At 51.7% G+C, this 25,659-nt stretch carries 19 protein-coding genes; 14 read left to right on the forward strand and 5 right to left on the reverse strand.

Features of this window, described 5'->3' with window-relative positions:
* Positions 1 to 49: 49 nt before the first annotated feature.
* Positions 50 to 1,474, reverse strand: coding sequence for an alanine/glycine:cation symporter family protein (locus BS639_RS04430; RefSeq protein WP_084982352.1), 1,425 nt, complete (start codon positions 1,472 to 1,474; stop codon positions 50 to 52).
* Positions 1,475 to 1,672: 198 nt separating this feature from the next.
* On the opposite strand from BS639_RS04430, the gene tal reads away from it, so the two are divergent.
* From tal to BS639_RS04445, 3 genes are all read left to right on the forward strand, one after another.
* Positions 1,673 to 2,626, forward strand: coding sequence for a transaldolase (tal, locus tag BS639_RS04435; RefSeq protein WP_055774722.1), 954 nt, complete (start codon positions 1,673 to 1,675; stop codon positions 2,624 to 2,626).
* Positions 2,627 to 2,801: 175 nt separating this feature from the next.
* Positions 2,802 to 3,389, forward strand: a complete 588-nt coding sequence (gene mog / locus BS639_RS04440; protein WP_055774724.1) for a molybdopterin adenylyltransferase — start codon at positions 2,802 to 2,804, stop codon at positions 3,387 to 3,389.
* A gap of 125 nt (positions 3,390 to 3,514) precedes the next feature.
* Entirely contained in the window at positions 3,515 to 4,834 is a 1,320-nt protein-coding gene (locus tag BS639_RS04445) for an MFS transporter (protein WP_084982353.1), read from the forward strand.
* A gap of 72 nt (positions 4,835 to 4,906) precedes the next feature.
* Here the strand turns inward: BS639_RS04445 and satP are convergent, their stop codons facing one another.
* Positions 4,907 to 5,467 carry an acetate uptake transporter gene (gene satP, locus BS639_RS04450; RefSeq protein ID WP_055774730.1) on the reverse strand — a complete coding sequence of 187 codons (561 nt, stop codon included), beginning with the start codon at positions 5,465 to 5,467 and terminating at the stop codon, positions 4,907 to 4,909.
* 338 nt (positions 5,468 to 5,805) lie between these two features.
* Between satP and dnaK the strand changes: the two genes are divergently transcribed.
* From dnaK to nhaA, 3 genes are all read left to right on the forward strand, one after another.
* Positions 5,806 to 7,707, forward strand: coding sequence for a molecular chaperone DnaK (gene dnaK / locus BS639_RS04455; protein ID WP_055774733.1), 1,902 nt, complete (start codon positions 5,806 to 5,808; stop codon positions 7,705 to 7,707).
* A gap of 218 nt (positions 7,708 to 7,925) precedes the next feature.
* Positions 7,926 to 9,065, forward strand: coding sequence for a molecular chaperone DnaJ (gene dnaJ, locus BS639_RS04460; RefSeq protein WP_055774737.1), 1,140 nt, complete (start codon positions 7,926 to 7,928; stop codon positions 9,063 to 9,065).
* Between the two features lie 186 nt (positions 9,066 to 9,251).
* Positions 9,252 to 10,418 carry a Na+/H+ antiporter NhaA gene (gene nhaA / locus BS639_RS04465; RefSeq protein WP_055774740.1) on the forward strand — a complete coding sequence of 389 codons (1,167 nt, stop codon included), beginning with the start codon at positions 9,252 to 9,254 and terminating at the stop codon, positions 10,416 to 10,418.
* Between the two features lie 74 nt (positions 10,419 to 10,492).
* Here nhaA and rpsT read toward each other — a convergent pair whose 3' ends face one another.
* Positions 10,493 to 10,756, reverse strand: a complete 264-nt coding sequence (gene rpsT / locus BS639_RS04470) for a 30S ribosomal protein S20 (RefSeq protein ID WP_084982354.1) — start codon at positions 10,754 to 10,756, stop codon at positions 10,493 to 10,495.
* Positions 10,757 to 11,246: 490 nt separating this feature from the next.
* On the opposite strand from rpsT, the gene ribF reads away from it, so the two are divergent.
* The 5 genes from ribF (at position 11,247) to ispH (ending at position 16,975) form a co-directional block, all read left to right on the forward strand.
* Positions 11,247 to 12,182 (forward strand): bifunctional riboflavin kinase/FAD synthetase, encoded by a 936-nt coding sequence (ribF, locus tag BS639_RS04475; protein WP_055774743.1) that lies wholly within the window; start codon positions 11,247 to 11,249, stop codon positions 12,180 to 12,182.
* Positions 12,183 to 12,246: 64 nt separating this feature from the next.
* On the forward strand, positions 12,247 to 15,063 hold the full coding sequence (ileS, locus tag BS639_RS04480; protein ID WP_084982355.1) for an isoleucine--tRNA ligase: 2,817 nt from the start codon (positions 12,247 to 12,249) through the stop codon (positions 15,061 to 15,063).
* Positions 15,063 to 15,569, forward strand: coding sequence for a signal peptidase II (lspA, locus tag BS639_RS04485; protein ID WP_055774750.1), 507 nt, complete (start codon positions 15,063 to 15,065; stop codon positions 15,567 to 15,569). The genes ileS and lspA overlap by 1 nt, the downstream gene beginning before the upstream one ends.
* 4 nt (positions 15,570 to 15,573) lie before the next feature.
* Positions 15,574 to 16,044: an FKBP-type peptidyl-prolyl cis-trans isomerase gene (gene fkpB, locus BS639_RS04490; RefSeq protein WP_084982356.1), complete on the forward strand. Its 471-nt coding sequence runs from the start codon at positions 15,574 to 15,576 to the stop codon at positions 16,042 to 16,044.
* A complete protein-coding gene (ispH, locus tag BS639_RS04495) occupies positions 16,025 to 16,975 on the forward strand; it encodes a 4-hydroxy-3-methylbut-2-enyl diphosphate reductase (RefSeq protein WP_055774756.1) in 951 nt (316 codons plus the stop codon). Before fkpB ends, ispH begins: the two co-directional genes overlap by 20 nt.
* Positions 16,976 to 17,123: 148 nt before the next feature.
* On the opposite strand, the gene BS639_RS04500 is transcribed toward ispH, so the two are convergent.
* Both BS639_RS04500 and BS639_RS04505 read right to left on the reverse strand, forming a co-directional pair.
* The gene (locus tag BS639_RS04500; RefSeq protein WP_055774761.1) at positions 17,124 to 17,990 is read right to left on the reverse strand and encodes an SMP-30/gluconolactonase/LRE family protein; all 867 of its coding nucleotides are present in this window, start codon (positions 17,988 to 17,990) and stop codon (positions 17,124 to 17,126) included.
* A gap of 168 nt (positions 17,991 to 18,158) precedes the next feature.
* Positions 18,159 to 19,310 carry a porin gene (locus BS639_RS04505; protein WP_055774763.1) on the reverse strand — a complete coding sequence of 384 codons (1,152 nt, stop codon included), beginning with the start codon at positions 19,308 to 19,310 and terminating at the stop codon, positions 18,159 to 18,161.
* A 606-nt stretch (positions 19,311 to 19,916) separates the two neighbouring features.
* Here BS639_RS04505 and dapB point away from each other — a divergent pair.
* From dapB to carB, 3 genes are all read left to right on the forward strand, one after another.
* Positions 19,917 to 20,738 (forward strand): 4-hydroxy-tetrahydrodipicolinate reductase, encoded by an 822-nt coding sequence (gene dapB, locus BS639_RS04510; protein ID WP_055774766.1) that lies wholly within the window; start codon positions 19,917 to 19,919, stop codon positions 20,736 to 20,738.
* A gap of 500 nt (positions 20,739 to 21,238) precedes the next feature.
* A complete protein-coding gene (carA, locus tag BS639_RS04515; RefSeq protein ID WP_072156423.1) occupies positions 21,239 to 22,387 on the forward strand; it encodes a glutamine-hydrolyzing carbamoyl-phosphate synthase small subunit in 1,149 nt (382 codons plus the stop codon).
* Between the two features lie 20 nt (positions 22,388 to 22,407).
* Positions 22,408 to 25,632, forward strand: a complete 3,225-nt coding sequence (gene carB, locus BS639_RS04520; protein ID WP_084982357.1) for a carbamoyl-phosphate synthase large subunit — start codon at positions 22,408 to 22,410, stop codon at positions 25,630 to 25,632.
* Positions 25,633 to 25,659: the final 27 nt, after the last annotated feature.

Consider the following 25,659-nt stretch of genomic DNA (forward strand, 5'->3'; position numbering starts at 1 on the left):
AGAAGGTAAATCATAGCAATAGGCCCCGCCGTAAGACGTTCAGCGATTTTTATTTTTCATGGTCTTTCCAAACATCCGCCTGAAGCTGACCTTTCAGCTCGGGGAAGTGATCCGGATTAAACACCGGGGTCTTGCCCATCACTCGCTGACGCTCATAGTCTTTTACCACCCGAAGCGCCAGACCGGTAAGCAGCAACAGCGCGGTCAAATTAATAATAGTGAGGACCGCCAGTGAAATACTGGCCGTTTGCACCAGCAGCGGCGTGCTTATGAGGCATCCGCCCAGCATCATGACTATCATCAGTAAGCGCAACATCGGTATGAATTGTGTGTTGCCACGTTGTAAAAACACCAGATTATTTTCCGCGTACATGTAGTTGGCAATCATGGTGGTGAAACCAAATACCAGCACAAACATTGCCACCAACTGCGGGCCGACCTGGCCAACGCTTATCGTCACCGCCAGCTCAAGTATGTTAATGCCGCTGGTGCTGTTCGTAGGCGAATCCAACAAGCCTGAGGAGATGATAATAATGGCGGTAGTGCTGCAAACTAAAAACGTGTCAATGAGCACGCCCAGCATCTGCGAAAAACCGGCGCTGGCCGGGTGCCGCATTGAAGCCAAAGCACTGACGTGTGGTGTTGATCCCGCCCCCGCTTCGTTGGAGAACAGCCCCTGCTGAATGCCCTGCGTCATGGCAAGAGTCACCCCATAGCCAAAGGCACCAGCGGCAAACTCCTGTAGCCCGAATGCAGATCGGAAGATAAGCAGAAAAACAGCGGGCAGCTGATGAAAGTGTCCCCCGATCACCCACAGAGCAAGCACGAGATAACTTATTGTCATCAACGGGGCCAACCACACCGAAATACACACTATCGCCTTGAGACCGCGAAAAATAACCAGGCTAAAAAGCAGCGCCAACCCCATCGCAATATGCCACGGGGTAAATTGATAAGCTCGGGAAAGTGCGTGCGTTACTGCCTGTGCCTGTAGCGCATTAAATATTAATCCAACGGTGACTATCATTAGCAGGGAGAACAATACGCCCATCCAGCGCATGCCGAGTCCGCGGCTCATGTATTCCGAGGGGCCACCGCGAAAATGCCGCTGCTGATCTGTCGTTTTGAAGATTTGTGCCAAGGTGTTTTCAACCAATGACATCGGCAATCCCAGCAGGGTTATCGCCCACATCCAGAATATTGCGCCAGGACCGCCCGCGGTGAGCGCCATTGCTACGCCGGTCAGACTGCCGATACCAATACGCCCCGATAGCGTCACCGCCAGCGCCTGCCAGGCAGAAATGCCGCGCGAGTCGGCAGCAGCGTCACGCTTTAAACTGGTGAACATTTCCGGCCAGCGCCTGAACTGTATAAAGCGGGTACGCAGAGTGAGGTAGAGTCCGTATCCCAGCAGGAAGTAGATAAGTATTGATTCCCACAGAATATCGTCCAAAAAGTTAAGCAAACTGGCCATTTAAATCCTTTATCCCTGAAAAATGCATGGCGAATCCTTCATTTTTTGCCTTGTTTTTGTGCAAAAACGGCTCTTTTAACCCTTTAAATAATGACCGCCATAACTGCCTTGCGGATGTCTTCGCGCATGTTATCATCAAGACAAGGCAAGGCATGAAAATGCCTCAACGATAATCTACAAACGATGAGATATGCCATAATGACCGATAAACTTACTTCTCTACGCGAACTGACCAAAGTAGTTGCAGACACTGGTGATATCGCGGCAATCAAGTTGTATCAGCCTCAAGATGCAACCACCAACCCTTCACTGATCTTGAACGCGGCTCAAATTCCTGAGTACCGTAAACTGATCGACGAAGCCATTGCATGGGCACGTGACCAGAGCAGCGACCGCGACCAACAGATTATAGACACCGCTGACAAGCTGGCGGTAAATATCGGTCTCGAGATCCTCAAGCTGGTCCCAGGCCGCATTTCTACCGAAGTTGACGCTCGTCTGTCCTACGACACCGAAGCCAGCATCGAGAAAGCTCATCGCTTGATCAAACTATACAACGATGCAGGCATCAGCAACGATCGCATTCTGATTAAACTGGCTTCAACCTGGCAGGGTATCCGCGCCGCTGAAGTTCTGGAAAAAGAAGGCATCAACTGTAACCTGACTCTGCTGTTCTCCTTCGCTCAGGCTCGTGCCTGTGCTGAAGCCGGTGCTTACCTGATCTCTCCATTTGTTGGCCGTATTCTCGATTGGTACAAAGCCAACGGTGATAAAAAAGAGTTCGCGCCAAGCGAAGATCCGGGCGTTGTTTCGGTTACCGAAATCTACGAATACTACAAACAGCACGGTTATGAAACCGTTGTTATGGGCGCAAGCTTCCGTAATATCGACGAAATCATCGAGCTGGCCGGCTGTGACCGTCTGACCATCGGACCGGCTCTGTTAAAAGAGCTGAAAGAGAGCGAAGGCACCCTCGAACGTAAACTGTCTTACAGCGGTGAAGTGAAAGCCCGCCCGGCTCGTTTGACCGAAGCACAGTTCTACTGGGACCACAGCCAGGATCCAATGGCTATCGACAAACTGGCCGACGGCATTCGCAAGTTTGCTATCGATCAGGGCAAACTTGAAAAAATGATCGCCGACCTGCTGTAATAGCCTGTCCGGTGGTTTAAGTCATAATGAAAAGGCGGCCTTGGCCGCCTTTTTTATGCTCGCCTGCTGCAAAAAATCATTTCTCTCTCTACTCCGCGCTGATGTTCCCGATATACTCGTCTTTTGCTGTGTGCGCACCGTGCGCTGTCTTGCACAGACGTCCTGGAGGAAACAAATGGATAAATTACGTATTGGCCTAGTGTCGGTTTCAGACCGGGCTTCGAGTGGGGTATATCAGGATAAAGGCATTCCGGCGCTGGAAGCGTGGCTGGAACAGGCAATTACTACCCCTTTCAGTCTCGAAAAACGCTTAATTCCGGACGAACAGCCTCTGATTGAACAGGCTCTCTGCGAGCTGGTGGATGAGGCCGGCTGTCATTTGGTTTTGACCACCGGCGGCACCGGTCCGGCGCGTCGTGACGTCACGCCTGATGCCACAATGGCCGTCGCCGACCGCTTGATGCCCGGTTTCGGCGAACAGATGCGCCAGATAAGTCTGCACTTTGTGCCTACGGCTATTTTGTCGCGTCAGGTGGGGGTTATCCGCAAGCAGGCGCTTATCCTTAACCTTCCCGGACAGCCAAAATCAATCAAAGAAACGCTCGAGGGCCTAAAAGACGCCGACGGTAAAGTTATTGTGTCAGGGATTTTTGCCAGTGTACCGTATTGTATACAGCTTTTGGATGGGCCTTACATTGAGACGGACAGCCAAAGGGTAGCAGCATTTCGTCCGAAGAACGCAATCCGCGATACAAAAAACTAAAGTTAGCCTATTACTGCTATAAGATTCAGAGTCTGTGGTGTGAAAATTATCTGCCGTTTATAGTAATGTTTACTTTACATAAGGCGGCAATATTTTTTACCTCAACTCGGTGCTCCAGGTATCTTATGCAACTCGACAATAATCGCCGGCTCAACCGGCAGGACTACAAAACCCTCTCTCTCGCTGCCTTAGGTGGCGCTCTGGAATTCTACGACTTTATTATTTTCGTCTTTTTCGCGGCGGTAATTGGCGATCTATTCTTCCCATCGACCATGCCTGACTGGCTGCGGCAGGTGCAAACTTTTGGCATTTTTGCCGCCGGATATCTGGCTCGTCCGCTAGGTGGCATCGTGATGGCGCATTTTGGCGACCTGGTTGGCCGTAAGCGCATGTTCAGCCTGAGTATTCTCTTAATGGCGTTGCCTACGCTAGCCATCGGACTTTTGCCAACCTATTCCTCAATCGGTATTGCCGCTCCGCTCTTGCTGCTGCTGATGCGCCTGCTTCAGGGCGCGGCCATTGGCGGAGAAGTGCCGGGTGCCTGGGTGTTTGTGGCTGAACATGTTCCACGTAAGCGCATCGGTTTTGCCTGCGGTACGCTGACTGCCGGCCTCACCGCCGGTATTCTGCTCGGTTCACTGGTGGCCACGCTGATTAATACCCTGCTGCCTGCGTCGTCTATTCTTCACGGAGGTTGGAGAATTCCCTTTTTCCTCGGCGGGATCTTTGGATTGATTGCTTTGTATTTGCGCCGCTGGCTACAGGAAACGCCTATTTTCCTTGAGATGAAGGCGCATAAGGCGCTGTCACAAAGTCTGCCGCTGAAGTCGGTACTTGCTGATCATAAGAAAGAGGTTGTGGTGTCGATGTTGATGACCTGGCTGCTTTCGGCCGGAATTGTGGTGGTTATTTTGATGACGCCGACCTATTTGCAAAAACAACTGGGGATCCCGGCGGCGCTGACGTTACAGGCTAACAGTATGGCGACAATTGCACTGCTGTTTGGCTGTATTGTCGCGGGTTGGACAGTAGACCGCATAGGTTCAAGCAAAACCTTTATTATTGGCAGTCTTTTTATGGGCGTGTGCAGTGGGTCGTTCTACTATCTGGTTGCCCAGGACAACTCGCTACTTAAGCCGATGTATACGCTGGTGGGATTCAGCATTGGCGTGGTGGGGGCAGTGCCTTATGTGATGGTTCGCGCTTTCCCGTCGGCGCTGCGTTTTACCGGCATTTCATTCTCTTATAATGTTTCCTACGCCATCTTCGGCGGGCTGACGCCAATTTTTGTCACCCTGATTATGCACCTGACACCCATGGCTCCGGCGTACTACGTGCTGGCGCTGGCGGGGATAGGTTTGGGATTGGGAATTTATCTAAATCGCGACTTAAACAGTGAGTCCGCTGTCGACGCGCGGTTGGCCGATTCCATTTCCGGCGGCTAATAAAATGTCACGGCAGCGCAGCCGCGAGAGCGACTCCGCTGCCTTTATAGGTTCAACGCGTTTCCCAATCTGTTATTCGCCAATGGGCAGCAGGTTACGCCCATACTGCTCGTTAATCACCTCGGCCATCGCCAGATAGATGGCGCTGGCTCCGCAGAAAATACCTTCGTAGCCTGCTAGGCGCAGCAGGTCGGCATCCCCCAATAAATGGCCGCCGGCCAGCATGGCAAAGAGCAGTGTCAGGCTGCCAAATACGATTTGCAGTGCACGGTTGTGTCTCAATGAGCCCACGAACATAAACAGTGTGAAAATGCCCCACAGGGCTAAATAAGCGCCGAGCTGCTTATCGTTGCTGGCATCGGCCAGACCCATTTTTGGCAATAATAGAATGCCTATCAGGCTTAGCCAGAATGCGCCATAGGCGGTAAACGCGGTCATACCAAAGGTGTTGCCTTTCTTATACTCCAGCATGCCAGCCAGAATCTGAGCAATACCGCCGAAGAAAATGCCCATGCTGATAATCACGGCGCTCATCGGGAAGAAGCCTGCGTTATGCAGATTTAATAAAATAGTGGTCATGCCGAATCCCATTAGGCCGAGTGGGGCGGGATTGGCGAGTTTGCAATGTTGCATGGATGTCCTGAAAAAAATCGTCGTTCTATATAGTTATCCCCGCGCGTTTGGGCAGGGGAAGAGTGCTTCATCTCAGAAAAATTGGCGATTATTACGTCAAAGCCTGAGCGACGGGGATCATAAAGAGGGGAGAAAGGCTGAATATTGATCTCAAACGGCAATTAAGAAGAATTTTTTTCACTCTTGCCCTTGATGCTGGGCAACATGGCCCCATCTTATTCTCAACCGCAGTTGTTACCGCCGGTCTTAAGCAATATCGGACAGTTGAAAAGATGAAAACCGTCCGCATATAGAGTAACAACCTCAACGAATAATGAATTTTAGTGGAGACGTTTTAGATGGGTAGAATTATTGGAATCGACTTGGGTACAACCAACTCTTGTGTAGCGATCATGGACGGCAACAAAGCACGCGTGCTTGAAAACGCCGAAGGGGATCGCACCACTCCTTCAATCATTGCTTATGCGCAGGACGGTGAAATCCTGGTTGGCCAACCTGCTAAGCGTCAGGCCGTCACTAACCCGCAGAACACGCTGTTTGCTATCAAGCGTCTGATTGGTCGTCGCTTCCAGGACGAAGAAGTTCAGCGTGATAAAGGCATCATGCCTTACAGCATCGTCGGTGCTGACAACGGTGACGCCTGGATTGATGTTAAAGGTCAAAAAATTGCACCTCCGCAGATCTCTGCAGAAGTGTTGAAGAAAATGAAGAAAACTGCTGAAGATTACCTGGGCGAGCCAGTGACTGAAGCCGTTATCACCGTTCCTGCATACTTCAACGATGCACAGCGTCAGGCAACCAAAGACGCCGGCCGTATCGCAGGTCTGGAAGTAAAACGTATTATCAACGAACCTACCGCAGCAGCACTGGCTTACGGCCTGGATCGCGAAGTGGGTAACCGCACTATTGCGGTATACGACCTGGGCGGCGGTACTTTCGATATCTCTATTATCGAAATCGACGAAGTTGATGGCGAAAAAACCTTCGAAGTTCTGTCTACCAACGGTGACACCCACCTCGGTGGTGAAGACTTCGATAGCCGTCTGATTAACTACCTCGTTGAAGAATTTAAGAAAGACCAAGGTATGGATCTGCGTAATGATCCACTGGCAATGCAGCGTCTGAAAGAAGCGGCAGAGAAGGCTAAAATTGAGCTGTCTTCAGCACAACAGACCGACGTTAACCTGCCGTACATCACTGCTGACGGCAGCGGCCCGAAACACATGAACATCAAAGTAACCCGTGCAAAACTGGAATCTCTGGTTGAAGACTTGGTTGCCCGTTCAATCGAGCCACTGAAAGTTGCATTGAAAGACGCAGGCCTGTCTGTTTCCGACATCCAGGACGTTATCCTGGTCGGTGGTCAGACACGTATGCCAATGGTTCAGAAGAAAGTTTCTGACTTCTTCGGTAAAGAACCACGTAAAGACGTTAACCCGGACGAAGCAGTGGCCATCGGTGCTGCGGTTCAGGGCGGCGTATTGTCTGGTGAAGTTAAAGACGTTCTGTTGCTCGACGTGACTCCACTGTCCCTGGGTATCGAAACCATGGGCGGCGTGATGACTCCGCTGATCACCAAGAACACCACTATCCCAACCAAGCACAGCCAGGTGTTCTCTACCGCTGAAGACAACCAGTCTGCGGTAACCATCCACGTGGTGCAGGGTGAGCGTAAGCGTTCAAGCGACAACAAGTCTCTGGGTCAGTTTAACCTGGACGGTATTCAGGCAGCACCACGCGGTATGGCTCAGATCGAAGTGACCTTCGACCTCGACGCCGACGGCATTCTTCACGTGTCTGCTAAAGACAAAAATACCGGCCGTGAGCAGAAGATAACCATCAAGGCGTCTTCTGGTCTGAGCGAAGAAGAGATCCAGAAAATGGTTAACGACGCGGAAGCTAACGCCGAGTCAGACCGCAAGTTCGAAGAGCTGGTTCAGACTCGCAACCAAGCGGACCACCTGATCCACAGCACGCACAAGCAGCTGACTGAAGCCGGTGACAAATTGCCAGCTGAAGATAAAACGGCTATCGAAGAAGCATTGAAAGCGCTTGAAGTTGCAGCAAAAGGCGAAGACAAAGCTGAAATCGAAGCGAAAACCCAGGCTCTGGTTCAAGTTTCTGGCAAGCTGATGGAAATGGCTCAGCAAGAAGCTCAGGCTGAAGGCGGCGACGCTAGCGCGAAGAAAGACGACGACGTTGTCGATGCTGAATTCGAAGAAGTTAAAGACAAAAAATAATTGCCCTTGAGGCAAAGTAATCGATACGTACCCGAAAGCATTTGAAATACAGGTAGGCGGTAAGTGAAGTCACTTCAGGAGCTTACATCGGTAAGTGACTGGAGTGAGTAAACGCGGCCAACACCCCTGTGTTTCGAACGATGAGGGGAATATTGATAACCAGCACGGGCGTCGAGGTAACTCTACGCCCGTGCACGCATGTTGAGGGTAGCAAAGGCATGGCGAAGCAAGATTACTATGAGATTTTGGGCGTCTCTAAATCGGCGGACGAGCGCGAAATCAAAAAGGCTTATAAGCGCCTGGCAATGAAACATCACCCTGACCGCAATCAGGGCGATAAAGAGTCCGAAAGCAAATTCAAAGAAATTAAAGAAGCCTATGAAATTCTGACCGATGCGCAAAAGCGTGCGGCCTACGATCAATACGGTCACGCAGCCTTTGAACAAGGCGGTATGGGTGGCGGTGGTGGTTACGGCGGCGGCGGTGGCGGTGGCGATTTCAGCGACATCTTTGGTGACGTCTTTGGCGATATCTTTGGTGGCGGCCGTCGTCAACGCGCAAGTCGCGGTTCAGACCTGCGTTATAATATGGACCTGACTCTTGAAGAGGCTGTCCGTGGCGTAACCAAAGAAATTCGTATCCCTACGTTGGAAGAGTGCGATGTTTGCCACGGTAGCGGTGCTAAAGCGGGCAGCAAACCTGTCAGCTGTCCTACCTGTCACGGTCAGGGCCAGGTGCAGATGCGCCAGGGCTTCTTCACCGTGCAGCAGGCCTGCCCGACCTGTCACGGTCGTGGCAACATTATTAAAGACCCTTGCACCAAGTGTCACGGTCATGGCCGCGTAGAGCGCGCCAAAACGCTGTCAGTCAAGATCCCAGCAGGCGTTGACACCGGTGACCGCATTCGTCTCGAAGGTGAAGGCGAAGCGGGCGAGCAGGGCGCACCAGCGGGCGATCTGTATGTTCAGGTTCAGGTTAAGGCGCACAAGATTTTCGAGCGCGAAGGCAATAATCTGTACTGTGAAGTACCGATCAACTTTGCTATGGCTGCACTGGGGGGCGAAATTGAAGTGCCAACCCTCGATGGCCGCGTGAAGCTAAAAATCCCTTCCGAGACGCAAACGGGCAAACTGTTCCGCATGCGCGCTCGCGGCGTGAAATCCGTTCGCGGTGGTGCTCAGGGCGACCTGCTGTGCCGCGTCGTGGTCGAAACACCTGTTAGCCTTAACGAGAAGCAAAAGCAGCTGCTTCGCGACTTGGAAGAGAGCTTTGGCGGGGCATCGGGTGAGAAAAACAGCCCACGATCCAAAAGCTTCCTGGATGGCGTGAAGAAGTTTTTTGACGATCTGACGCGCTAAAATTTAGAAAAATTCGTATTTAACACCAAATCCCTGGCTGAAAGGCCGGGGATTTTTGTTTGTATCGACATCTGTCCACTCGCTTGGCTATAAACGACTTTTGCCCACGCCGACATCTGCGTACACTTCAGATCTTACTCCGTGTCTTTTATTCACGGACAGCGTTTTTAATAGGAGTGTATAAGTGTGACAAACCTAATTCGGCAGTTCTTACGTATGGAAGCGTCGGGCGGAATTGTCTTAATTGCAGCCGCCATCGTCGCACTGATCATGGCCAATACTCCGTTGAGTGACATCTATCTTGATTTCCTCAACATGCCAGTCAAGGTGGGCATTGGGTCTGCCGGGCTCGACAAGCCGCTGCTGCTGTGGATTAACGACGGACTGATGGCAATATTTTTCCTGATGATCGGCCTCGAAGTTAAGCGAGAGCTCCTTGAAGGCGCGCTTTCCAGCCGTGAACAGGCGCTATTTCCCGCTATTGCTGCATTGGGGGGAATGTTCGTTCCCGTACTTATCTATTTGTCGTTTAACGGTGCAGACGACGTGGCTCGTCAGGGATGGGCTATTCCAGCCGCGACCGATATCGCCTTTGCATTAGGTGTGATGGCGCTGCTCGGCTCACGCGTGCCAACCAGTCTCAAGGTGTTCCTGCTGGCGTTGGCGATTATTGATGACCTCGGGGCTATCATCATCATTGCCGTGTTCTTCAGTCACGATGCCTCTGTGACGGCATTGATGCTTTCTGTGTTAGCCATTGCCGCGCTTGCCTGGCTGAATTTCCGCGGCGTGACCAAGCTGACCCCGTACGTGGTGTTAGGGATTTTCCTGTGGGTCTGCGTTTTGCAATCTGGCATTCACGCCACGCTGGCTGGCGTTATTTTAGGTTTCCTGATCCCGCTTAAGACTGAAGGCAAGTCACCTGCGCGTCGCGTAGAGCACGGCATTCATCCTTGGGTGGCGTGGCTGATTTTGCCGCTGTTTGCCTTTGCGAATGCGGGTGTATCGTTGCAGGGCGTCACTGTCGAAGGCGTAATGTCATTGCTGCCGATGGGCATTGCGGCGGGTCTGTTGTTGGGTAAACCGATTGGCATCATGCTGTTTTGTTGGGTATCAATGAAGCTGAAAATCACTCGCCTTCCGCCTGGCGTTAACTTTAAGCAAATTGCTGCCGTCTCGGTGCTGTGCGGAATTGGCTTCACCATGTCGATATTTTTGGCGTCGTTGGCGTTTGGCGATGCGGATGCTTCGATGATGATTTATGCCAAGATTGGGATTTTGATGGGGTCGGTACTTGCTGCGGTGATTGGATACTTGCTGCTGAGTCGTGCGTTACCAGCAAAACAGGCTTAAGGCCAGAGTGGAATTACAGATATAAAAAAACCGGCAATTGCCGGTTTTTTTATCAAGCTCTCAACAAAATGCGATTATTGCATTGCGTTGATTTGCGCCGTCAGGTTTGACTTATGACGCGCAGCTTTGTTCTTGTGGATCAGGCCTTTACAGGACTGACGGTCCACAATTGGTTGCATTGCGTTGAATGCATTTTGTGCAGCTTCTTTGTCACCAGCTGCAATAGCCGTGTGTACCTTTTTGATAAAGGTACGCATCATTGAACGACGGCTAGCGTTATGCTGACGGCGTTTTTCTGATTGTACGGCGCGTTTCTTAGCTGATTTGATGTTAGCCAAGGTCCAACTCCCAAATATTTTTCTATTGAGGACAATTCGAAGGCCGAGGAATATGCCTTTTCGGACTTCTTTTGTCAACGGATTTGTGCAAATAAGCGCCGTTTCTTTGCTCGAACTTCATCCGAACTTCAAGCGACGCTTGTTACGTTGTGATGGCGCAGGATTTTAACAGCTTCCGGCCGCAGAATACAGCCCATCGCAATAAAATTCAGTTAAGAAGTGATTATTCTTCCAACAGAGATTGTTAATGCTGAGTTTTTTTGAGAAAACAGAATGGATTGACGAAAACGGGGTTTTCAAAGAAGCCTCACTGTTATTCTGCGTCGAGTATAGAGATAATCTTCGGCCAAGTCGCCCTGATACCAAAAAAAGTACAATATCAATGAGAGATTACTGCGATCCCACCAATCGCTGGTTAACCTTATTGGCTGTACAAGGTATAATCCGCCGATTTCCTCTGTTTTGAGCCAGCTATGGATTTGAGCCTGTTATGGAGCTAATTCGCGGGATACACAATATTCGAGCACGTCACCACGGGTGCGTTCTCACTATTGGTAATTTTGACGGTGTACATCGTGGCCATCAGGCCTTGATCGACCAGCTGAAACTGGAAGGTCAACGTTTGGGGTTACCGGTCATGGTGATGATTTTCGAGCCTCAGCCTCTCGAGCTTTTCTCAGCGGAGAAGGCACCGGCGCGCTTGACCAACCTGCGTGACAAGGCTAAATATCTCGCCGAGTGCGGGATAGACTATTTATTGTGCGTAAAATTCGACCCGCGTTTCGCCGCCAACAGTGCTCAAGCATTTGTTTCGCAACTGCTGGTTGAAAAGCTCGGCGTGAAGTTTCTGACCGTAGGTGACGATTTCCGCTTTGGGGCCGCCAGACTCGGTGATTTCACGCTGCTGTTAAGCGCGGGCACCGAATACGGCTTTGACATTGTCAGCACCCAGACCTTCCGCGAGGGCGGGCATCGCATTAGCAGTACTGCCATTCGCGATGCGCTGCGCGATGACGAGCTGGCGCTGGCCGCAAATCTCCTCGGCCATCCTTTCAGTATTTCGGGAAGGGTAGTGCACGGCGACAAACTGGGCCGCACCATCGGCTTCCCGACGGCCAACGTCCCGCTTAAACGTTTAGTCAGTCCGGTTAAAGGCGTCTATGCGGTTGAAGTCTTGGGATTAGGCCCGGAGCCTCTGCCCGGCGTGGCAAACATTGGGACGCGACCGACAGTCAACGGCGTTCGCAAGCAGTTGGAAGTTCACCTGCTCGACACCACATTAGATCTATACGGGCGCCATATTGACGTGGTGCTCCGCGCAAAACTGCGCAATGAACAACGTTTCGCATCGCTCGATGCGTTGAAGCAGCAGATTGCTAACGACGAGCAAACAGCCCGTGAATTTTTTGGGTTGAAACTTATTTGAGCTTTATCTTAGCGCAATAACCAAGTAGCCCGGCTTCAAGCCGAAAAACGGAACCGAGAATCTTATGAGTGACTTTAAGAATACCCTGAACTTGCCGGAAACAGGGTTCCCGATGCGTGGCGATTTAGCCAAGCGCGAACCTGCCATGCTGGATAATTGGTATAAGCAGGACTTGTACGGGATTATCCGCGCGGCCAAAAAGGGCAAAAAATCCTTTATTTTGCATGACGGCCCTCCGTATGCGAACGGCAGCATTCATATTGGTCACTCAGTAAACAAGATTCTCAAAGACATTATTGTTAAGTCTAAAGGGATGGCTGGCTATGACTCGCCTTATGTTCCAGGCTGGGACTGTCACGGTCTGCCTATCGAGCTCAAGGTTGAGCAGCTGATTGGCAAGCCAGGTGAGAAAGTCACCGCCGCCGAGTTCCGCGCGGCTTGCCGTAAATACGCCGCCGAACAGGTTGAAGGGCAGAAAGCCGACTTCATCCGTCTGGGCGTACTGGGCGACTGGGATCACCCGTACCTGACGATGGACTTCAAAACTGAAGCCAACATTATTCGTGCGCTGGGCAAAATCATCGGCAATGGCCACCTGCACAAAGGCGCCAAGCCGGTTCACTGGTGTACCGACTGTGGTTCTTCTTTAGCGGAAGCTGAAGTTGAGTATTACGACAAGACGTCTCCGGCTATCGACGTGGCGTTCAACGCCGTTGATGCCGCCGCTGTCGCCGCTAAATTTGGCGCCGCGTCCTTTAACGGCCCTGTTTCACTGGTTATCTGGACCACCACGCCGTGGACCATGCCGGCCAACCGCGCTATTTCACTGAACGCCGAGTTTGATTATCAGTTGGTGCAGATTGAAGGCCGTTGCCTGATTCTGGCCACCGATTTGGTCGCCAGCGTGATGCAGCGCATCGGCGTGAGCGAGTGGACCGTGCTGGGCCAGTGCAAAGGTGCCAGTCTCGAACTGCTGCGCTTCAAGCACCCGTTCCTTGATTTCGACGTGCCAGCAATCCTAGGTGACCACGTGACATTAGACGCCGGTACCGGTGCCGTTCACACGGCACCGGGCCACGGTCCTGATGACTTCGTGATCGGCCAGAAATACGGTTTGGAAGTGGCAAACCCGGTCGGCCCGAACGGCTGCTATCTGCCAGGCACTTACCCTGCGCTGGACGGCAAGTTTGTGTTCAAGGCGAACGACCTTATCGTCGAAATCCTGCGTGAGCACGACGCACTGGTGCATTTCGAAAAATTCACCCACAGCTACCCGTGCTGCTGGCGTCACAAGTCGCCGATCATCTTCCGCGCTACGCCTCAGTGGTTTGTGAGCATGGACCAGAAAGGCCTGCGTGCTAAATCTCTGGAAGAGATCAAGGGCGTGCAGTGGATCCCCGAGTGGGGCCAGGCGCGTATCGAAAACATGGTTGCCAACCGCCCTGACTGGTGTATTTCCCGTCAGCGTACCTGGGGTGTGCCGATGTCTCTGTTCGTGCATAAAGAGACCGAGCAGCTTCACCCGCGCAGCCTTGAGCTGATGGAAGAAGTCGCTAAACGCGTTGAAGTTGACGGCATTCAGGCGTGGTGGGATCTCAACCCTGAAGATATTCTGGGCAGCGATGCGGCCGATTATGTGAAAGTGCCTGACACACTAGACGTGTGGTTCGATTCCGGTTCCACCCACTCTTCCGTGGTGGCAGTGCGTCCTGAATTTAACGGCCACGAACCGGACATGTATCTGGAAGGTTCTGACCAACACCGCGGCTGGTTCATGTCATCGCTGATGATTTCTACCGCGATGAAAGGCAAGGCGCCTTACAAACAGGTGCTGACTCACGGCTTTACCGTGGACGGTCAGGGCCGCAAAATGTCTAAATCCATCGGCAACACCGTCAGCCCTCAGGACGTGATGAACAAGCTGGGTGGCGACATTCTGCGTCTGTGGGTGGCCTCAACCGACTATACCGGTGAAATCGCCGTGTCGGACGAGATCCTCAAACGTGCTGCTGACTCTTATCGTCGCATCCGTAACACCGCGCGCTTCCTGCTCGCCAACCTTAATGGTTTTAATCCCGCAACAGACTGCGTGAAACCGGAAGAGATGGTTGTGCTGGACCGTTGGGCCGTTGGCCGTGCCAAAGCCGCGCAGGAAGAGATTGTAGCCGCCTATGAGCGTTATGATTTCCACGGCGTAGTGCAGCGTCTGATGCAGTTCTGTTCGGTCGAGATGGGTTCTTTCTATCTGGATATCATCAAAGACCGTCAGTACACCGCGAAAAGCGACAGCGTGGCGCGCCGCAGCTGTCAAACGGCGCTTTACTATATTTCGGAAGCGCTGGTTCGCTGGATGGCACCTATCATGTCCTTCACAGCCGACGAGATCTGGGGCTTCCTGCCGGGCGCACGCGAGAAGTTTGTGTTCACCGAAGAGTGGTACGATGGCCTGTTTGGTCTTGAGCAGTCTCAGCCAATGAACGATGAGTTCTGGGCCGAACTGCTGAAAGTCCGCACCGAAGTTAACAAGGTGCTAGAGCAGGCGCGTGCCGACAAACGTCTGGGCGGATCGCTTGAAGCCTCCGTGACACTGTTTGCTGACGATGCTCTGGCCACCAAGCTCAACAGCCTGGGCAACGAACTGCGCTTCGTGCTGCTGACCTCTGGCGCTAAAGTGGCACCGCTGTCGGCGGCTGACGACGCGGCAATCGCAAGCGAGCTAGTGAAGGGCCTGAAAATCGGTCTGGAAAAAGCGGCGGGCGAGAAGTGTCCGCGTTGCTGGCACTTCACCACCGACGTGGGACATGATGCAGCGCATCCGCAAGTTTGCGGACGTTGTGCGACCAACATCGCCGGTGACGGTGAAGAGCGCGAATTTGCATAATGGCTAAACCTATTTGTTCTACCGGACTCCGCTGGCTTTGGCTGGCGGTTCTTGTGCTAGTGCTGGATCTCGGCAGCAAAGTGTGGGTGATGGATCATTTCCAACTTGGCGAATCAATGCCGCTGATCCCGTTTTTCAATCTGACTTATGCGCATAATCCGGGCGCTGCCTTCAGTTTCCTGGCAGACAAGGGCGGGTGGCAGCGCTGGTTCTTTGCCGCCATTGCCTTAGTTATTGTCGTCGTTCTGCTGGTGCTGATGTACCGCAGCAGTGGCAGGCAAAAGCTGAACAACATCGCGTTTGCGATGATTATCGGCGGTGCGCTGGGCAATCTGTTTGACCGCATGGTTCACGGTTTTGTCATCGACTTCATCGATTTTTATGTGAAAGATTGGCATTACCCCATATTCAACCTGGCCGACAGTTTTATTTGCGTCGGTGCAGTGTTAGTTGTCCTTGAGGGCTTTATGTCTTCACCGGACAAAACGGCAAAAAGTAAGGGATAAGAGAATGACCGAGCAGGTGATACACGACAGCGCGGTGCTGGTTCATTTCACGCTGAAGCTGGAAGATGGCTCTACGGCGGAATCGACGCTCAGTCACGGCAAACCCGCTTTGTTCAGACTGGGTGACGGTAGCCTGTCAGACGCGCTGGAAAACCAGCTGCTGGGTCTGCGTATTGGTGATAAAAAATCCTTTACGCTCTCGTCTGAGTCAGCGTTTGGGACCCAAAGCCCCGACCTGATTCAGTTCTTCCCCCTGCGTGATTTTTTGGAGACTGGCGTTCCTGACGTCGGTACCATCATGCTGTTCACTACTCGTGACGGCAGTGAAATGCCCGGCGTGGTTCGCGAAGTGACCGAAGGTTCGGTTACCGTCGATTTCAATCACCCATTAGCCGGGCAACATATTGATTTTGATATTGAAGTGTTAAAGATAGACCCTGAAATGGAGGCGTCTAATGCAAGTTCTGCTGGCTAACCCACGAGGTTTCTGTGCCGGTGTTGACCGTGCCATTACCATTGTTGAACGTGCTCTCGAGCTTTACGGCGCGCCAATTTTCGTGCGTCATGAAGTGGTGCATAACCGTTATGTCGTAGACAGCCTGCGTCAGCGCGGTGCGGTATTCATTGAGCAAATCAGCGAAGTGCCAGACGGTTCTATCCTGATCTTCTCTGCGCACGGCGTGTCTCAGGCGGTGCGAACCGAAGCGAAATCGCGCGATCTGACCGTGTTTGACGCCACCTGTCCGTTGGTGACGAAAGTGCATATGGAAGTGGCGCGTGCCAGCCGTAAAGGGACTGAAGCCATCCTGATTGGTCACGCCGGTCACCCAGAAGTGGAAGGCACTATGGGGCAGTACAACAACCCCAACGGCGGCATGTATCTGGTGGAGTCACCGGCTGACGTATCTAAGCTGGACGTGAAAGATCCGGACAACCTGTGCTTCATGACGCAGACCACGCTGTCGGTTGATGATACATCGGAAGTGATAGACGCGCTGCGCGAGCGTTTTCCGAAAATTGTGGGGCCGCGTAAAGATGACATCTGCTATGCCACTACCAACCGTCAGGAAGCGGTGCGTAACCTGTCTGACGATGCTGACGTGGTGCTCGTGGTCGGTTCTAAAAATTCCTCTAACTCCAATCGCCTTGCCGAGCTGGCACAGCGTGTCGGTAAACCTTCTTACCTGATTGATTCTGCGGAAGATATCAAAGAGGAGTGGGTTAAAGGCGCGCTCAGCGTTGGCGTAACTGCCGGTGCTTCTGCGCCAGATATTCTGGTACAGGAAGTGATCGACCGTCTGAAAACGCTGGGCTGCCTCGGCGTTGTTAACATGGACGGCCGTGAAGAAAATATCGTTTTCGAAGTTCCAAAAGAGCTGCGTATCGATATTAAAGCGGTAGGCTGATTTTTAAAAACCTTCCAACTTAGCCCTCCCCAAAAAAGTTGGGGAGGAGAATAAATGCCAGAAAGCCGTGCATATCTTCAGCGACTATTTTTGCATTTAGCCCCCCTTCCTTCGGTCTTTACAGCGTGGGAAGGCGCAGCAGTAACGCCTAAAGTCTAAACTGATACTGCCCCGCGCCGCGCGTTGAGGTTTCAACCTGCAGCAGCGCACCCTCTATTGCCCCCGGATTTTCTAACTCTTTTCTCGCCGACGTAATAAACAGCCGCCGCATATCCGCACCGCCAAAGGTGCAACAGCTTGGCTGAGTCACTGGCACTTTTAAAGTATCCAGTGTCAGCAGTTCACCCTGATTGATCTGCTGACGCAGCAGGCAGTGGCTTCCCCAGCAGGCGGTCAGCAATATGCCGTCTTCAGTCAGTGTTGAACCATCCGGCGTTTTATCACCCGAGGAGAAGCAGGAAAGTTTTAAAGGATTGATTCTTCTGGCACTGCCGGAGTAAAAACGTTTCTGCGTGCTGTCGGCAAACCATACTTTCCCCTCGTACCAGGCCAGAGTATTCGGCGTGCCGACCTTGTCCATCATCAGCACTGGCGCAGAGTCACCGATTTCATAGCGGAACCAAGCGCCTATTTTCTCTTTTTCTTTGAGGTCCATCGAGCCATACCACAGAGAACCATCGGGGGCGATCGCCGCTTCGTTGGGCCTTGTACCTTCAGCACCCGCATAGTCACAGAGCGGAGTGAAAATTTGATTGGGATAGTCGTAAAGTGAAATACCGTCCTGAGTGACCAGCAAAAAAGTGTCCTGCTTTTCTGTCAACAGCGCCGCGCTGGTAACTGACGGAAGCTCGCGCTGTTCGAAGGCCTCGGTTTCAGGCCAGTAGCGCAGCAGCCGCTGGTTAAGAATATCCATCCACAGCAGGGACTGGGTGCGCTGGCACCAGACGGGGGTCTCACCCAACTCGGCGCGATAATCGTTAACGGCAGTGATCTCGGACCTCAAAAATGCGGTCATCAACGTTTCTCCTGCAAAATCTAAAAAAGTGTCTGTGCTATGAGTTTAGCTGCGCTTTGCCGCAAGGGGGAAGCAGAAGCCTAAAGTTACGGTGACGAGAGCAAAAAAAAGCCTGCTGATGTTTCAGCAGGCTGGGTAATGCATAAAGACGGGTTACTACAACATAGATTAGAAGTTGTAGTACAAGCGAACCAGGTTCAGGTCGCCGATATTGTCGGTAGAGTTGGTGATCATGTGCTCGAAATCAACCTGGAAGCCGTAGTCGAGTTTCATCGCAATGCCCACGCCGTTGTCAGTACGCTGGTAGTCACGACCGCTCACGTATTTCAGATGGTCACCCATGAAGTACGGTTGAATGCTCTTGATTGCGTATTGTTTGATTGGGATGTTGTAACCGGCGTAGTATTCCACACCGTAGGCGTTGCCCGCGAAGTAGTCCTGATCGTTGTTGATTTTGGTGGTCAGGAAGTTGTGATACCAGCCGCCGCCTGCAGAAAGTGTCCAGTTGCCCGGCGTCCACGACAGTGCTGTACCCAAAATGCTCTGGTCATAGTCTTTAGAGCCGCCAGCGGCACGGTTCTTAACTTCAGCGCTGGTGTAGTTATACGCCGTACCCCAAGTTAACGTGTCGTTGATGTGCCAGTTTGCACCAACGGAGCCGCCGCCTTTACGTTTGTACGCCAGGTTATTGGATTCAAGCAGGTCATCGTCTGAGAACAGGTAAGCGGCATAAAGATCCACTGGACCCGCTGCGTACTTGTATTTCAACATCTTGCGTGAACGATAAGAACCATCGTAGTCACCGTTGATCCCGTTGCCTGGAGCCTGGGCTAACATGTCGTCATCCCACACGTCAGTTTTAGCGCCGACAACATCATAATAGATGCTGTTCTGCTGACCATAAGTCAACGTACCGTAGGTTTTGCTCTTGAAGCCGGTATACAGCTGGCGACGGGTGGTGTCATGTGCGCCTTTTGCATAGTGTTGATCCCAGTCGAATACGGCTGGAATATTCACACCCAGTTCGTAATAGCTAATCCAGTGAATATCATCAAACAGGAAATAATCAGCGGAGAAGCGGAAACGGGTGCCGCCGTCATAGCCGTTGTTTTTGTATGAACCCTTATCTGAGTTGCCCATCGTATTGACAACCTGTGGACGAATACTGCCGCCGACTTTAAAGTCGAGACGGCTAAGCAGGTCATAAGGTTGGGGATCTTGTTTGATAAGCGTGATTTCTGCCTGTGCTGCGAAAGATGCGCCACCCAATAGCAGGCCGGCGACAACCGTTTGTGAAACCCTATTCATTTTAAATTTCATAACGACTCCAGGTGCCAATGCTGTGTTGGCATCCTAATTTCCCTTGTTATGCACGAGGGGGATTAACGAGCATGAAAGATCTATGCCGCAGCCTGCCTTGTTAGAATATCGACACTCATTGCGTAATAGTCTGTTTTTAAATAAAAATATCAAATAGCTAACTTATTGACATGCCGTGATTATTGTTTAGCTTATATAATTTTGCTTTTGCAATAATTCATAGGCTTAAAATTAGCTGGCTATTTATTAACATAACGGTTCGGCAAAATCCAATAACGAAATATGAATTATTTATATCACCACTAATAAATTCATCCCCGTCGACAGAAACGCCACTGGAAAAACGTGCTCAAACGCACATTATTCATCTTTTTGAATGGTTATTCATTTCGGTGCATTTTTATCAAAAGGGCAGATAGTGTTGATTTATCTTGTGGTTGAAGGGAGATGTCCGACATTATTCAATCAGAGCAAAATAGATTTACTGATGCTAGCGCGCCTCTATCATAATTTTCTAATTATGAGGCAATTTTACTGGCCGTGATGGAGCGGGGTGGTTAACCTGATTCTGTTTTATGGCAGCACACATTAATAAAGAGAGAAATTATGAGCAAAGCTGATATCCGCATGGCGATTGCCGGTTCCGGTGGGCGCATGGGCCGCCAGCTGATTCAGGCCGTACAGCAGGCTGAAGGCGTGGTGCTGGGTGCGGCATTAGCGCGCAGAGGATCTTCATGGGTCGGTACCGATGCGGGTGAACTGGCCGGTGTGGGCGTGATGAATGTTCGCGTAAGTGACAGCCTCGAGGCCGTGGTTGATGATTTCGATATTTTAATCGATTTCACCCGTCCTGAAGGTACCATTGAGTACCTTGGCTTCTGCCAAAAACACGGTAAAGGCATGATTATCGGCACGACGGGTTTTGATGATGCAGGTAAGGCGGCAATTAGTCAGGCTGCTCAGCAGATCCCTATCGTTTTCGCCGCTAACTTTAGCGTTGGCGTCAACGTAGTATTAAAGCTGCTTGAGAAAGCGGCAAAAGTGATGGGCGACTACACCGACATTGAAATCGTTGAGGCACACCACCGTCATAAAGTCGATGCACCATCAGGCACGGCATTGGCGATGGGTGAGGCAATTGCAGGTGCGCTAGGCCGCGATTTAAAAGACTGTGCGGTCTATGCCCGTGAAGGCCACACCGGTGAGCGCGACCCAATGAGCATTGGTTTTGCGACTATTCGCGCCGGTGATATTGTCGGTGAACACACCGCAATGTTTGCTGATATTGGCGAGCGCGTCGAGATTACACATAAGGCTTCCAGCCGCATGACCTTTGCTAATGGTGCGGTTCGTGCAGGTAAATGGGTTTCATCCAAGAAAAATGGTCTTTATGACATGAAAGATGTCTTGGGTCTTGAAGATTTATAAGGTTCTCCAACAATCGTGATGTGGTTGTTTTAATCATAATGTTTTGATAAAAGGGCAGTTATTTTATTGCCCTTTTCTTTTGTTTGTAAAATAGGTGTTATGAAGAAATTTGTTATTCAAGGCTTTATTTTAATGTCTTATTGATGGATTGATTACCGTATTGGATGTAAATTAACCAGCTCGTTTCATAATGATTATGTAAACTGCGTTAAAAATCGATTTTTTCAGACAAACCTCCCCGCAAACGTTTACTATGCTTACTTATCCTGTCCTTTTATCGCTATTCGGTGCTCATTTCACTGAGTGCAGCAAAAAACAGTAAAATAATGGTGCTTTTGGTGGACAAACCAAACGCTCATCATTAGAATGCGCGCAATTTGCCAAAAATTAGCTTTTAGGGTAGAAAAAATTACCGCTCTGAGTGCAATTTTTGCATTGATTAGGTCACTGGATCTGAATTAATATGCAAATATAATGATTGATTATTCTTGGAGGATGCTTTGATAAAGTCAGCGCTATTGGTTCTGGAAGACGGAACCCAATTCCACGGTCGGGCCATCGGGGCAGAGGGAACGGCAGTAGGGGAAGTGGTCTTCAATACGTCGATGACCGGTTATCAAGAAATCCTCACTGATCCTTCCTATTCCCGCCAGATCGTTACTCTTACTTATCCTCATATCGGCAATGTCGGCACTAACGCCGCTGATGAAGAATCCTCCGCAGTACACGCTCAAGGTCTGGTTATTCGCGACCTCCCTCTGATTGCCAGCAACTACCGTAATGAAGAAACCCTTTCTGATTACCTCAAGCGCCATAACATCGTAGGCATCGCGGATATCGACACGCGTAAGCTGACTCGCTTGCTGAGTGAAAAGGGCGCGCAGAACGGTTGCATCATTGCCGGTGATAACGTGGACGCCGTGCTGGCCCTGGAAAAAGCCAAGGCTTTCCCTGGGCTGAAAGGCATGGACCTGGCGAAAGAAGTCTCCACGCAAGAGTCTTACAGCTGGCAGCAGGGTAGCTGGACTCTTGAAGGCGATTTGCCGGAAGCGATGAAAGCTGAGGATTTACCTTTCCACGTCGTGGCCTACGATTACGGCGTAAAGCGCAACATTTTGCGCATGCTGGTTGACCGCGGCTGTCGCCTGACGGTGGTGCCGGCAAAAACGTCTGCAGAAGACGTGCTCAAGCTCAATCCGGACGGCATCTTCCTGTCAAACGGCCCAGGTGACCCAGAGCCATGTGACTACGCGATTGCGGCCATCAAGACTTTCCTGACCACTGAAATCCCCGTGTTCGGTATCTGCCTGGGCCACCAACTGTTGGCACTGGCCTGCGGTGCCAAGACGTCAAAAATGAAGTTTGGACACCACGGCGGCAACCATCCGGTTAAAAATCTTGATAACAACACCGTGATGATCACCGCACAGAACCACGGTTTTGCGGTAGAAGAAGCCAGCCTGCCGGACACGTTACGCACTACGCACAAATCACTGTTCGACGGTACGTTGCAAGGTTTGCATCACACCAGCAAGCCAGCGTTCTGCTTCCAGGGTCACCCTGAAGCGAGCCCAGGTCCTCACGATGCAGCACCTTTGTTCGATCACTTCATTGAACTGATCGAAGCCTACCGCAACAGCGACAAATAAGAGAACAGGAGCGATTTAAAATGCCAAAACGTACAGACATAAAAAGCATCCTGATTCTGGGCGCAGGTCCGATTGTTATCGGGCAGGCCTGTGAGTTCGACTACTCCGGTGCCCAGGCGTGTAAAGCGCTGCGCGAAGAAGGTTACCGCGTTATTTTGGTGAACTCTAACCCAGCCACCATCATGACTGACCCTGAAATGGCCGATGCAACCTACATTGAACCTATTCACTGGGAAGTTGTGCGCAAAATTATTGAAAAAGAGCGTCCAGACGCCGTACTGCCAACTATGGGCGGCCAGACTGCACTGAACTGTGCGCTGGAGCTTGAGCGTCAGGGCGTACTTGCCGAGTTCGGTGTAACCATGATTGGCGCCACCGCCGACGCTATCGACAAGGCAGAAGACCGCCGTCGCTTCGATATCGCGATGAAGAAAATCGGCCTGGGCACAGCGCGTTCAGGTATCGCACATAACATGGAAGAAGCGCTGGTGATTGCCGCCGACGTTGGCTTCCCCTGCATTATCCGTCCTTCCTTTACCATGGGCGGCACCGGCGGCGGTATTGCGTACAACCACGAAGAGTTCGAAGAGATTTGTACCCGCGGTCTGGACCTCTCGCCAACCAAAGAGTTGCTGATTGACGAGTCGCTGATCGGTTGGAAAGAGTACGAGATGGAAGTGGTGCGTGATAAAAACGACAACTGCATCATCGTTTGTTCAATCGAAAACTTCGACGCCATGGGCATCCACACGGGTGACTCTATCACCGTGGCGCCTGCTCAGACCCTGACTGACAAAGAATATCAAATCATGCGTAACGCCTCACTGGCGGTACTGCGTGAAATCGGCGTAGAGACCGGAGGTTCAAACGTACAGTTCTCCGTCAACCCGAAAGACGGCCGTCTGATCGTTATCGAAATGAACCCGCGCGTGTCGCGCTCTTCAGCACTGGCTTCAAAAGCGACCGGTTTCCCGATTGCCAAAGTGGCGGCCAAACTGGCGGTGGGTTATACCCTCGACGAGCTGATGAACGACATCACCGGTGGAAAAACGCCGGCCTCTTTCGAGCCGTCAATTGACTACGTTGTGACTAAGATCCCTCGTTTCAACTTTGAGAAATTTGCCGGTGCTAACGACCGTCTGACCACTCAGATGAAATCAGTCGGCGAAGTGATGGCGATTGGCCGTACCTTCCAGGAGTCGATGCAGAAAGCGCTGCGCGGTCTCGAAGTGGGTGCCAGCGGTTTTGACCCCATCGTTAATCTCGACGATGCTGAGTCGCTGACCAAAATCCGTCACGAATTGAAAGACGCGGGCTCTGACCGTATCTGGTACATCGCCGATGCGTTCCGTGCAGGCATGTCCTTGGACGCTATCTTCAACCTGACCAACGTTGACCGCTGGTTCCTGGTGCAAATTGAAGAGCTGGTTCAGCTTGAAGCGCAGGTTGCACAAGGCGGTATTAACACGCTGGATTACGGCTTCCTGCGTACTCTGAAGCGCAAAGGTTTTGCCGACCTGCGTTTGGCCAAGCTAGTTGGCGTGTCTGAAAGCGAAATTCGCAAACTGCGTCACGGCTTTAATTTGCACCCTGTTTATAAGCGTGTTGATACCTGTGCGGCCGAGTTCTCCACTGACACCGCCTACATGTACTCCACCTATGAAGAAGAGTGTGAGTCCAACCCAACCAACGGCAAACCAAAAATCATGGTGCTGGGCGGCGGTCCAAACCGTATTGGTCAGGGTATTGAATTCGACTACTGCTGCGTTCACGCCTCACTGGCGCTGCGCGAAGACGGCTTCGAAACCATCATGGTTAACTGTAACCCTGAAACGGTTTCTACCGACTACGACACCTCCGACCGTCTGTACTTCGAGTCCGTGACGCTGGAAGACGTGCTGGAAATCGTACGTATCGAGAAGCCAAAAGGCGTTATCGTGCAGTACGGCGGCCAGACTCCGCTGAAACTGGCTCGCGAGCTGGAAGCTTGCGGCGTGCCAATCATTGGTACTAGCCCAGACGCCATCGACCGTGCAGAAGACCGTGAGCGTTTCCAGCAGGCGGTTATCCGTCTGGGCCTGAAACAACCGGCTAATGCCACCGTAGCCACCATTGAGCAGGCAGTAGAAAAAGCGGTTGGCATCGGTTATCCGCTGGTGGTGCGCCCCTCTTACGTACTGGGCGGCCGCGCGATGGAAATCGTATACGACGAAATTGACCTGCGTCGCTACTTCCAGAACGCGGTGAGTGTGTCCAACGATGCGCCAGTGTTGCTTGACCGTTTCCTTGACGATGCAGTTGAAGTTGACGTTGACGTCATCTGCGACGGCGAGCGCGTGCTGATTGGCGGCATCATGGAGCATATCGAGCAAGCAGGTGTTCACTCCGGTGACTCTGCGTGTTCACTGCCCGCTTACACCCTGAGCAAAGAGATTCAGGACGTCATGCGTCAGCAGGTTGAGAAATTAGCGTTTGAGCTGTCAGTTCGCGGTTTAATGAATGTGCAGTTTGCGGTTAAAGACAATGAAGTGTATCTGATTGAAGTTAACCCGCGTGCCGCACGTACTGTGCCGTTTGTTTCCAAAGCAACTGGCGTACCGTTGGCGAAAGTTGCCGCGCGCGTGATGGCAGGGCAAACCCTGGCACAGCAGGGCATCACTGAAGAAGTTATCCCGCCTTACTACTCTGTGAAAGAAGTGGTACTGCCGTTTAACAAATTCCCGGGCGTTGACCCAATCCTCGGCCCTGAAATGCGCTCTACCGGTGAAGTCATGGGAGTCGGTAGTACCTTCTCTGAAGCATTTGCCAAGGCGCAGCTGGGTAGCCTGTCGGGTATGAAAAAAACCGGACGCGCGCTGCTGTCGGTTCGCGAAGGTGATAAAGCTCGCGTTGTGGGACTGGCCAGCAAGCTGCTAGAACATGGATTCGAACTGGATGCGACCCAAGGTACGGCTGAAGTGCTGACCGCTGCGGGTATTACCGTGCGCCAGGTAAACAAGGTGCATGAAGGTCGTCCACACATTCAGGACCGCATCAAGAACGGTGAATATGCTTATATCGTCAACACCACTGCGGGTCGTCAGGCGATTGAGGACTCTAAGCTTATTCGCCGCAGCGCGCTGCAGTATAAAGTGCATTACGACACCACCATGAATGGCGGTTATGCCACCACCATGGCGCTGTCTTCCGACCCAACTGAGCAGGTTATCTCAGTCCAGGAAATGCACGCAAAAATTAAAGGCTAATCAACGCGATTAGTTCTTCAGTAATTA

Origin of the sequence: Rouxiella silvae, from assembly GCF_002093625.1 — a bacterium.
GTDB lineage: Bacteria > Pseudomonadota > Gammaproteobacteria > Enterobacterales > Enterobacteriaceae > Rouxiella > Rouxiella silvae.